The organism is Chryseobacterium sp. 1B4, assembly GCF_036631475.1.
Taxonomy (GTDB): domain Bacteria; phylum Bacteroidota; class Bacteroidia; order Flavobacteriales; family Weeksellaceae; genus Chryseobacterium.
Window position 1 is genome coordinate 305,389 of record NZ_JAPNUF010000006.1, and the last position, 11,422, is coordinate 316,810.

The 11,422-nt window shown below is 37.4% G+C and carries 10 protein-coding genes and 1 pseudogene; 5 read left to right on the plus strand and 6 right to left on the minus strand.

Annotated features, from left to right (window positions below; genetic code table 11):
* Positions 1–2 precede the first annotated feature (2 nt).
* The 6 genes from OWR28_RS07380 to tssO all read right to left on the minus strand — a co-directional run bounded on the left by OWR28_RS07380 (position 3) and on the right by tssO (position 7,342).
* On the minus strand, positions 3–1,934 hold the full coding sequence (locus OWR28_RS07380) for a type VI secretion system Vgr family protein (RefSeq protein WP_332386084.1): 1,932 nt from the start codon (positions 1,932–1,934) through the stop codon (positions 3–5).
* A gap of 170 nt (positions 1,935–2,104) precedes the next feature.
* Complete coding sequence (gene tssD, locus OWR28_RS07385; RefSeq protein ID WP_002984198.1) at positions 2,105–2,512, minus strand: type VI secretion system tube protein TssD; 408 nt, start codon at positions 2,510–2,512, stop codon at positions 2,105–2,107.
* A 369-nt stretch (positions 2,513–2,881) separates the two neighbouring features.
* Positions 2,882–5,287, minus strand: coding sequence for a type VI secretion system protein TssR domain-containing protein (gene tssR, locus OWR28_RS07390; protein ID WP_332386085.1), 2,406 nt, complete (start codon positions 5,285–5,287; stop codon positions 2,882–2,884).
* Between the two features lie 47 nt (positions 5,288–5,334).
* Positions 5,335–6,246: a PKD domain-containing protein gene (locus tag OWR28_RS07395; RefSeq protein ID WP_002984201.1), complete on the minus strand. Its 912-nt coding sequence runs from the start codon at positions 6,244–6,246 to the stop codon at positions 5,335–5,337.
* A gap of 128 nt (positions 6,247–6,374) precedes the next feature.
* Positions 6,375–6,818, minus strand: coding sequence for a type VI secretion system transmembrane protein TssO (locus OWR28_RS07400; RefSeq protein WP_332386086.1), 444 nt, complete (start codon positions 6,816–6,818; stop codon positions 6,375–6,377).
* A gap of 11 nt (positions 6,819–6,829) precedes the next feature.
* Entirely contained in the window at positions 6,830–7,342 is a 513-nt protein-coding gene (tssO, locus tag OWR28_RS07405; RefSeq protein WP_332386087.1) for a type VI secretion system TssO, read from the minus strand.
* Positions 7,343–7,542: 200 nt separating this feature from the next.
* On the opposite strand from tssO, the gene OWR28_RS07410 reads away from it, so the two are divergent.
* The 5 genes and pseudogenes from OWR28_RS07410 to OWR28_RS07430 all read left to right on the plus strand — a co-directional run bounded on the left by OWR28_RS07410 (position 7,543) and on the right by OWR28_RS07430 (position 11,415).
* Complete coding sequence (locus tag OWR28_RS07410; RefSeq protein ID WP_332386088.1) at positions 7,543–7,890, plus strand: response regulator; 348 nt, start codon at positions 7,543–7,545, stop codon at positions 7,888–7,890.
* Between the two features lie 95 nt (positions 7,891–7,985).
* Positions 7,986–8,213 (plus strand): helix-turn-helix transcriptional regulator, encoded by a 228-nt coding sequence (locus OWR28_RS07415; RefSeq protein ID WP_332386089.1) that lies wholly within the window; start codon positions 7,986–7,988, stop codon positions 8,211–8,213.
* A 312-nt stretch (positions 8,214–8,525) separates the two neighbouring features.
* The gene (locus OWR28_RS07420) at positions 8,526–8,816 is read left to right on the plus strand and encodes an HU family DNA-binding protein (RefSeq protein WP_002984212.1); all 291 of its coding nucleotides are present in this window, start codon (positions 8,526–8,528) and stop codon (positions 8,814–8,816) included.
* 367 nt (positions 8,817–9,183) lie between these two features.
* A pseudogene (locus OWR28_RS07425) lies at positions 9,184–10,742 on the plus strand (Rne/Rng family ribonuclease).
* A 196-nt stretch (positions 10,743–10,938) separates the two neighbouring features.
* Positions 10,939–11,415 (plus strand): OsmC family protein, encoded by a 477-nt coding sequence (locus OWR28_RS07430; RefSeq protein WP_332386091.1) that lies wholly within the window; start codon positions 10,939–10,941, stop codon positions 11,413–11,415.
* Positions 11,416–11,422 lie beyond the last annotated feature (7 nt).

The window sequence follows — 11,422 nt, forward strand, 5'->3', positions numbered from 1 at the left end:
GGCTAATGTGCTTTAGATTTCTCACCGCTGTTATTTTGAACTTCCTGCTGGGCATGTTTGTTAATGGAAGCGTTGGAAGTAATGTTGATTTCCTTCTCCGAAATTTCATTTCTTTCCTTCTTTGTTTCACTGTGTACATCTCCCTCAATGATCTCAGTAAGTTTACCCGTAATGAATGTACTTACATTTCCTATAACCGAAGTAAGTTTCATAGCGCCTACAGTCTCGGTATTATTTAATCCGATACTGTCTGATTTGTTCATTCCCACCGTCGTAGTCATATTCTCCCCCACATTGATGTTCATATTCTTACAGTTCAGGGTCATGGTTTCCGGTGCTGTAATATTGATATTGCTTCCTGTAGTATCCAGATGGATCTCATTGCCGCTTTTGTCTGTAATAATGATACTTTCATCTTCAGTGAAAACTATTCTGTGGCCGCTTCTTGTCTGGATAGATTTTACCCGGTTGTCGGCCCCGCCGCCAAGGCCTATTCCTCCATGGAACATTCCTCCCATCACGAAGGGCCTGTCGGGATGACTGTGGACAAAGTTGACCATTACCTGATCACCCACTTCCGGAATGGCAACATAACCACGGTTTTGTGTGATCTGATCGGTTCCTCCTGCATCCGGACTCATTACCCGGACAAAGTGGGTGGTATCATTCATCTGCCAGTCAAATCTTACCTGAACCCTGCCCTGACCTTCCGGATCGGTGTTCGAGATTACTGTTGCAATCTGCGGCTGGGCAGCAGGTACTGTAAATTCCGGTTTGGGTAAAAAGCCTGTATCAGCCGCTATGGATTCAAAAGTGCCTGTGTAATGGCCAATTGTATCAATCTCATGAACAGCTTCAGTAACCATCACCTTTGTAAAATAGGAAGTTTCATTGCTATCCGGCTTTCTCATATGGATATCTGCAACGCATCCCGGATGCAAAAACGGAACGGTTGTAGATCCTGAAACAGAAAATACATTGACAGCTTCGCTGCCTGATGTACTTCTCTGGGAATGCTCTACATCCAGATGTGTGGTTGCCTTGATTGGGGCAACCTGTAATGCCGGAGTTTTATATATTTTATCGTTATGGCTATATGCCGTACGGGCCAGATCCCCCAAATGGCTGACCGGCGTTTCACCTGAAGTCAGTTTTTCATTTTTACTGCTGTTATACCCGTAATATTGAGGTTTTGTATGAACAGCTTTTAACTCCACTCTGATGTTGTCTGCATTACTTCCGTACATCAGCTTTATAGGTTTATTCTGTGGCGGAAGTTTTCCAAAATGCAATACCTCACCATCGTAATAGAATTGTTCTCCATACGCTTCTGCCATTCTCGCCAGATAATTGTAATGGGTTTCGTTATACTGGCTGCTGTAAATAATCTGAGAATAATCATTGGTATCCACTCTTATGTCAAACCGTTCTTTATCTAATCCCTGTTTGATTACTTCTTCTGCAATGATTCCCATATTCACAGGCTTTCCACCGCCAAAACTCTGAATATGAGGAGCTCCATCCAGCAAAATGGTCGGACTGTATCCTGAAAGCACGATATTGCCAAGACTCATCTTTTCCTGGCTGAATCCTACTTTGGTAATAACCCCAACGAAATTTCTTTCAGGACTATTCTCAATATCTTTGTACGACATAACAGCTGTCAGACGTTTTCCAAGGAATTTATTAGCTTCTTCAAGAGTATGGCTTTGTCTGTCTCCCAGTGCATCATGAGCAAGGATAAGATTGAATTCGTGGTGGTGACCCGCTTTTTGTTTGAGAGTGAAATGTTTATAGTACTTAATAATTTTGCCTTCTACAACCAGTGACAATTTAACCAGCCGGTTGATGCCCGTATGATGATTCTCGGATATTCCGTCTGCATTCTGTGACGGACGGAAAGAAGATCCTTTTGTCTTTGATTCGGTTTTCATATGCTTTGTGTTTGTGTTGGTATTAAAGATAACAATATTTTACATAACAGACATTATATAAGCCTGTTGTAGAATAAAAATCCTTTGAATTAGTTTTTATTCAGGCAAAAAAAGACCGCCTTTAATAGGGACAGTCTTTTTTCTTATGAATGTTGATAATGTGTGTAATATTAGCTTGACGGCCATAGTCCCGCATACTGAGAAGTACCGTAGTCAATGGTTTCAGCACTTACTACGAAGCTGATCAGCATACTGTTGCTGTCAATAGCATCGAAGTCTACCTGATGCTGGATTACATATCCGTTTTCCCATTTCAGGGTGATCAGTGTTCCTTCCTCGTGAGATTTGTTGAAGGTGATTTCTCCTACTGTCGGTTTGTATTTACCGTTTAACAGGCTTTCAAGGATGTCTGATTTTTCAGTAGCTTCTACCGTAACCTTGATAAGTGCGTTGGAAGGGTCTGACGCTACACGTCCTGATACGTCTGTAGATCGGGAAACGCTGTAATTCATTTTTAACAGCTTCTGTCCTTCTCCATTATTGAATTTTAAGATTCCTCTTGAATTTCTTTCGGCCATGATTAGTAAATTTTAATCGTTAGTAATATTTTGTGATTCAGTGATTGTATAGCAAAGATAGAGGCTCTTTTCCGCTAAAAAAACTTTTCAGTACAAATCTCAGAAATTGTAGTAGTTCTACGATTTGTTGTAGTAATTCTACGACAATGGATTTAAACCCTACCTTATAACTCCCACCAATGAAGCATTTTAAGTTAAATCCCGTTTTTAAGACAAATACTATTTTTACACATAAAAGAGAAATAATGAGACTGAAAATTAATTTCAAAGTATAAAATTCAAGCTTATTTTAAAACTGGGAAGGTTCATTACAACACAAAAAAAGCAGAAGTAAATCCTCCTGCTTTTGATATCATTAAAATAAGATTCTTAATGTTTTGTATATTCCGGCTGTTCTGTTGGAATTCTTGACGGGGTAAAGTATTCATTAAGCCAATAGAAAGTCTGTCCGTTCTGCTGAATTTTTACAGCTGGGTTATTTCTGTTGGCCAGCATTCTGTCTGCCAGGTTTTTATAGTGGTAAAAATAGTTTTTCACCGTTTCATTAGGAACAACTTTTGATTTCTTCCAGCCTTTCAGTTTATATTTAGCCATCAATTCTTCTTCAGAAAGATCAAATCCTGTACTCATTCCGATAGCGTAAGACATAGGCAGCTCATAAAGCGCTCCTTTATCTAGGAATTTTATCGTAGGATTATATTTCTTAAGCAGCTTAACGTACTCTTTGACAGCTCTTGCCTGGTTGAAATCTGCACGGTCAGCCTGGGTATTTCTGTATACTTCCGTGTAGAAAGCTTTCAGGTTATCATATTCCGATTCGGAAATAAGGATTCCCTTTTCTATTGCCGGTGTAAATTCTTTCAGATCTTTTGGAATATATCCTTTCACAAGGAACGGGCTTCCGTAATTGATCAGCTGTGCTGCAATGCCTGCAGAAACAGGATTGGTAAGTCCCGGATACAGATATTTATATTTCAGATCAACATCTGTTCTTCCTGCGCCTACTGACGAATGGAAATATTCATTAAGGGATTTATCAACCGTCTGATTGTCCAAAGTAACCTGTGCAATAAGGCTGTCAACCGATTTTTTCAGGAATCCCGGAGTCGTAATATCTCCTTTTTTAGGGAAGATAACGAATCCCTGGGACATACTCTGTTTAGGGTAAGCTAAAGAAAAGAATCCCGAATCACCTTCCACAAGGCTGAAATTATTTTTGGTCAAAACATCATTTTGGTCGATGATCTTTTGTTTTTTGAGTTCAGCAATATTTTTAGCTGTATTGGTAACCACGTTTTCCGCCATCAGTACAAAATCATTGTAGGTATCTGCAGATCTTGCACTGGTCTGGAACATGATCAGTCTTGCCTGAGCCTGAGTCAGTGAACTGATCACGCTGTACATATTCCCGCTTTGGTTGGCAGAAGTTCCCACAGTTACAACAATATTGGTTTCATCAGGAACATTGGAAAGAAGGTTTCCGGCTGCAGTAAGAGCTTCTCCTACCGGCTGATAACCGTTATTGCTTGCGCAGTTCATTTCATTCGTTTTCTGATCAATAAATGCAGTGATCTTACTGTAGTCTGTACTTAAGGTGGATACTGCCACATTATCCCCACAAGGATTATTCTTGTATAAAACCGCTCCATATTTAACATTGTTAAAATATGATGGTTTTTCGAATCTAAGCTGAAGATCCTGCAGCAATGATTTTACAATAGGTGCATAAGGCGCATTGGCAGCACTCACATCCAATGCAAACACAATATTGATATTTTTATCTTTTTCCGTGATCTCTCTGTAGCGGTCAAAATAGATAGGCTCTCCCAATACGTTGGATACAAAGTTTTTGCTGTAGTCTAAAATATTGGTGAAATATTTTGTCTTGGTATCGGGAGTCGGAGTTTCTTCTAAAGGAAGATTTACCGGGTAAATATTTTCCAGAGGTGTTCTCTTGTTTACGTCGGTAAGAAGAATTGCTGTTTTATTAGTTGCATCTGATGCTGATCCGCCAGGATGCCCTTCATGGATTCCCAGTGTTGTATCGTTAATCCCTGTTGTATTTTTAAGTTTGATGGCAGAACGCTCTCCCCAGGTAGAAATTACATTTGAGCTTACCCATCCGTAAAGTCCCTTGCTGATACTGTCCATATCAACAGAAGGTTTTTTACCTACCAGGAAACGTTTGTTATTTTCAGCCATCTTGTAAACGTATACAATCTGTCCGTTAGGGATTTTCACATTGGCTGTTTCAATAAGACTCGGTGAGTTAAACACCATAATAGAGTCATTTTTATAGTATCTTTCAGCATTTCTGATGACTTCGCTGTTATTGGGTACTACTGCTACTCTTACAGGATACCCTGTTTTTTCACTTTTTAAAGCGTTATTCCAGAGAAGAAGGTCAGATTCCGGAATCCAGCCATATGTCTTAACTGATTTTGACGAAACTTTTTTCATTAAAGCATCCGGAACATATTCCGCTACTTTTACCATTCCGTCTCTATGTTTCAGAACCATTAAAGGTTCAAGGAATTTGACTTCTTTGTAAGACTTCTCATCATCTTTATCCAGGTAAGCCGTATTTCTTGATCTGTCTGAAATGACGATCCATGGAACTGATTTTTTTGGATATCCGTTAACGACAGGGGAAGCATCCACCTGCCCATACTGTGATGGCTCCGGGGTTTTCTTGGACGGCAGTTTTACCTGGCAACTCGTCAATAATACTGATAACCCTATATAATATGCTGCTAGAGGAAATTTATTTTTCATCCTATTTAATCTTTTTATGATTGGTACATCCGTAAGACCGGACAAAATTATTTGCTTTGATTGATATCTACTTTCGTTACACAGTTCTGGGTATCATCCAGGTTTACTTTTACAGTCTGGATCACCGTATTCTTGTCAAACTGAAGGCCTGCACAATACATGTAGAAGTTATTTACTTTACTGTCATTTACTTTTACCACTGTATTTTCATTGTTACACAGGTAAGTTTTCAACAGGTAATTGTAATGCATATTGAAACTGTTTCCGTTAGCAATCTGCTGCAGGTGATATTTGAAATCGTTGTCTACTTTTGCATAAGAATCTTCCACAGAAATCTCATCTTCTGCAAGAGCATCATAAGCAGGAAGAATTTTAATACGGTGATAAACAGGATCTTCGCTTTCTTCTGTGTAAAGCGTTACAAGATAATCACCGGGCTTTTTATAGGAATAGATTGTAAATTTATCTTTAGCATCCGTGTTTCCGGTTTCTCCGAATTTCCATGCAAAACGCTTTGCCTCAGAAACAGCACGGAAAGGTACATTTTCATTTTGCATAGCCTGTGCAGGAGCTTCAATTGTTGTTGTAATCTTGGCTGTATCCTTTGGCTTCTGAACGCTTCTTGCGCTTACCATTACAGGGAAAGATTTCGTATACTTATTGTCGACGATCAAACTCACCTGATAATATCCCGGTTTATTATAGAAGTGAATACCACTGTTTTTATCTGAAGTTGTCCCATCTCCGAAATTCCATCTTTTGGTTTTGGCAAACTGGGTTTTATCTTCGAATAAAAGCGTGTCTCCTACCGCCAGTGAAGACGGATAAACCACCCCAACAATATCATCTGCCGAATGTATTACCTTTTTCTGCAGCCACAGAGCAACCAATGCTGCGATCAGCAAAGTTGCAATAACACCGATAATAATGTTTTTCTTGTTCTTTTGAAAATAATTCATAGTTAGTAATTGTGATGTGTTTTATTTATGTTCCTAGTATTTATTTGCTTACTGCATTCTTGCTTTCAGATCCTGCTCGCGCTGATAGAGCTTATTCTGTTTATCTTTAAATCCGATTCTGCATTCATCTACCTGCTTCTGGAAAATTTTAATGTCTTCAGAGGCTGTTGAAAGAACTTTTTGTCTTCAAAATACATTTTATAGAATTTTGCGATCTGAGGATAGGCATCCTTACGGATATCCACAACATCTGTACTGTTGAAATAGCTGTTAAGGTCATTAACGCCCAGCTGAATATTGTTTTCCATGAAAGGCTGTGGTCCGTCATCGGTAAGTTTGCTGATCATGGTATAAGTACTGTCCATAATAGGAAGAACAATTTTCTGGTGTTTTTCAAACGCAGCTTTCTGTTCAAGATTCTGAATGCCTCTTACATCTTCATCAGAAAAGGGAGACTGGAATCCTTTTAAAAAGATCACTCCCAAAAATAACATGGCAGTCACCAGCATCAGTATTAAATAAAAAAACTGATAATGCCTTTCTTTCTTAGATAATGTGATTTGTCCTTGCATATCTTTCCTTTTTATCTTCTTCTTTTACTTCCTGTGAAATTTCTTGTAGGATCTTTTCTAAGCTCATTGTTGGTCACTTTTATCTTACCCATACATTCATCCAGATCCCTTATAATACTTTTCTTCTGATACTCTACCTCAATGATCTTAGCTTTTAAGTTCATCATAGGTACAATCTGCTTCATGAGTACGGCATAATGCTTAAAGCTTTCCACACTGTCTTTACCCATAATGTTTTTGGCATCTCTCACATTATCCATAATATTGGTTCTGAGAAACACTTCATTTTCCACCTTATTAATACTAAGCTGGTTCATTTTGTCGTAAATATCATCAATGTGATCTTTCAGTACGTCACTTCGAAGCATCAGTTCTTTATAGGCTTCAGCTTCACGGCTGATCCCTTCCCGCTGTATATCATAACTCTTAAAGAAGAGAAATAAGCAAGCAAAAGATACAACCGACAAAACAACAAATGACAGAATAAACTTCCAAATGCCCATTCTGACGTCAGATTTGTTCAATTTTTTTCCCTGTTAGAAGACATAATTTGCGATTTGTTTGGCCTGTGAAAATATAAAAAAAAATTCATGCACAATACGTAATTTCCCCAACCCTGTTTCGTGAAAACCCTGATTAAATTAATATTAATTTTCACTTTGATAAGTTTTTCATAAATTAGACCTCTGAATTTTAAATATCATTCGCCAAATCGATATTAAGAATGAGCAAAATATTATCTAATACCGTACGTTTTTCCATTGCTGACAGTGATTTTTATTTTAAGAAAATAATGATCAAAACACTTATGGAAAACCCTTTCTATATGCTTCTGAATGATTGTAATAACGGACATGAACTGGTAAACAGAATCTACAGAAGACAGGAAGACGTGTTCATTATTGAACTCTTCATGCCGGTATTAAGCGGGATTGAAGCAATCAAGTATATCAGAAAAAACAATACTGAAACTCCTATTATCACCTACTCCGGCACTTATCAGGAAGATATGGCCGAAATCCTTTCAAAGATTCCCAATATATACTACTGTCAGAAAAAAGTACCATTATAAAGGATATTATTAAAGGAAGTATTGCTTCTGATGACTTCGATTATCAGGCTTATTCCAAAGAATGGGAGCAGCAGCCCCTTGCCGTACAGGAATATATGGACAGGCAGAAGAAAGGACAGGAAGAGCTTTCACCGGCTGAAATACAGCTTATGAGGTTCTGTTATGAAGGATTCAGCAATAAGGAAATTGCAGAAAAACTTAACCTGAGTACCAGAACTATTGACACCTATATCAACCGTCTTACAGAAAAGCTGGGATTAAAAACCAAGCTTCACCTCATAAGATTCTGCGTAGAAAACGGATATTATAATTCCAGTCTGTAAAATTCCGATTCAGCATTTTTTTTAATTCCGGCTAACAAAAGAGGTAAGCAGGCATTCTGTTAGTGTCTTTTATAAGACTACAAACCCCTGCAGAGCCATCCAGATCCGCTATTTATTAAGTTTTGTTCAGGTTTTTTCTGCACCCTTATCCCGCTACATTATTTTATTGTTAAATTATTACAACCCTGCCTTAATATAGTGTATATATAAAAAGTCCTGCTCTTTGAATAAAAATATTTTGTCACTAATTTGCTAGTATTCAATTTTTTTAACTAAATTTGCACACCTAAAATTTAAAATTAAAATAAGGAAATGACAAAGGCAGAATTGGTAAACACCATCTCAAATAAGTTGGGAACAGAAAAGAATGAAACACAGAAAGTTGTAGAAGCTTTTATGCAGGAGATCAGAACTTCTATGTATAATGGGGATAACGTTTATCTAAGAGGTTTTGGATCTTTTATCATTAAAACAAGAGCTGCTAAAACAGGAAGAAATATTTCTAAAAACACTGCAATTGAGATTCCTGCTCATAACATTCCTGCTTTCAAACCTTCAAAATCTTTTGTTGAGAAAGTAAAAACTAAAGTTGCAGTAAAATAAGAACATTAACTGAATATTAACTAGTTACTAAAAAATTAAAATTATGCCAAGCGGAAAGAAAAGAAAAAGACACAAGGTTGCGACTCACAAAAGAAAGAAAAGAAGAAGAGCAAACAGACATAAGAAAAAATAATCTCTTTTTCCCGAGATTTACAATATAATAATATAGTTGGTGGATTTAAATTTTTAAAGTTCACTGACTATATTTTTGTTTGCAACTATAAGATTCCGCGGAAAACGGATGGTTTCAAATATTATTTTAACAAACATATAATGGTTTTCATTCAAAATCCTTATATTTAATAGATGAATAAATCGAAAAAAACATCCACTTCCTATAATCTTAACAATTTTATCTTATTAAAAAATGAAGAAAGAACTAATAGTTTCGCATGAAGATGATCTTACAAAGATTGCGCTGCTGGAAGACGGAAGACTATGTGAACTTCATGAGCAAGAAGACAAAAGCGATTTTATAGTTGGAGATCTGTTTATAGGAAAAGTAAAAAAACTGGCACCCAATCTGAATGCGGCATTTGTCAATATCGGATATGATAAGGATGCATTCCTGCATTATCAGGATCTGGGACCGCAGTACCTTACGTACAGAAAGTTTTTAAAAGATACTATTTCCAAAAAACAAAGCACTTCGAGCTTAAAAAATTTCGAGATACAACCCGAAATAGACAAAAACGGAACAGTAGACAAAGTAATCGTCAAAGACGATCTGGTTCTGCTACAGATTACCAAAGAACCAATTTCTACCAAAGGTCCCAGGATTTCTACCCAGATTTCATTAACAGGACGCTTTCTGGTTTTAATTCCTTTTGACAATAAAGTTTCTATTTCCAAAAAAATCAGAAGCTCTGAGGAAAAAGAAAGACTGCGAACCCTTATCGACAGCATTAAGCCTGAAGGATTCGGGGTGATCATCAGAACAGTAGCAGAAGGAAAAAAGTAGCCGATCTTCATAATGACATGAACCAGCTGGTTCAGAAATGGGAAAGCACTTTTAAAAATATCCAGAGAAATAAAGTTCCGTCTAAAGTTTTAAGCGAAGAAGACAAAGCTTCAGCTATTTTAAGAGACAATTTTAACCAGGACTTCGTGAATATCATCTGTGACGATGAACAGATGGTGAACGAAATGAAGAATTACATTGAAGTAATTGCTCCTGAAAAGAAAAATATTGTCCAGTTTTATGATTCTCATATTCCGCTTCTGGAATATTACAATGTTGAAAAACAGCTTAAACAGAGCTTTGGAAAGCACGTAAACATCCCAAGTTCTAAAGGAGCCTATCTTGTTATTGAGCACACAGAAGCCCTTCACGTCGTTGACGTCAACTCCGGAAACAATATTACTACCGGAACGGCTGTCAATAAAGAACACGCACTGAAAGTGAACAAAATGGCGGCTACTGAAATCGCAAGACAACTTCGCCTCCGCGATATGGGAGGGATCATCGTTATCGATTTCATAGACATGCCGAATTCTGATCACAGAAGAGATCTTTACGAGCATCTCAAAGAGGAAATGAAGCGCGACAAAGCCCGCCACAAAATACTTCCTCCAAGTAAATTTGGTCTGATCCAGATCACCAGACAAAGAAACCGTCCGGAAAAGCAGATCGAAACCAAAGAAGAAAACCCGAACAAAGACGGAGAAATTGTAGCTCCTATTGTTATCGTGGAAAGAATGGGTGAAACTTTAAGAAACATCCTGCAGAAGGAAAAAGGAAAAGTATACCTGCATGTACACCCATTTGTGGAAGCCTACCTTACAAAAGGCATTAAAAGTATCCAGATGAAGTGGTTTATCAAATACAAAAAATGGGTAACCATCGTTCCAAGAGATTCTTTTAAATATTTAGAATACAAAATTTACAATGCTAAAAAAGAAGAATTAATAGAATTCTCCAATTAAAAAATTTAAGACCTTCAGTTGTACTGGAGGTTTTTTTCATTTTATAATTTATTTATAAGAACAGAATATGATTGACAATTTAAGTGTGGCTGAAGCCAATGGATAATTTTTCTTGGCAGGTCGGTTAAAACCACCCTATTGAATTTTAACAAAAAAGACATTTTACATTTTACATTTTACATTTTACATTTTAAATATGAAAACTCACCATTACAAAACCACCATCCAATGGACAGGAAACAAAGGTACCGGAACCAGCGGTTACAGAGCCTATGAAAGAAGCCATACCATTTCAGCAGAAAACAAACCTGTTATTGAAGGATCATCTGATCCGGCATTCCGTGGTGACAGCACAAAATATAACCCGGAAGAAATGCTTTTATCTTCTCTTTCCTCCTGTCACATGCTCTGGTATCTGCACTTCTGTTCTGAAGCCGGCATTATTGTAACAGAATATACAGATGAAGCTTCCGGCATAATGGCAGAAACAGCCAGCGGAAGCGGTTATTTTACAGAAGTGACCTTACATCCCAGGGTGACGGTTACAGAAGCATCAATGACTGAAAAAGCAGAACAGCTTCATCATAAAGCGAATGAATATTGCTTCATTGCCAATTCGGTTAATTTTCCGGTAAAACATATTCCTGCAGTGTTAGTTAAATCAGAAAAATAAATTCAAA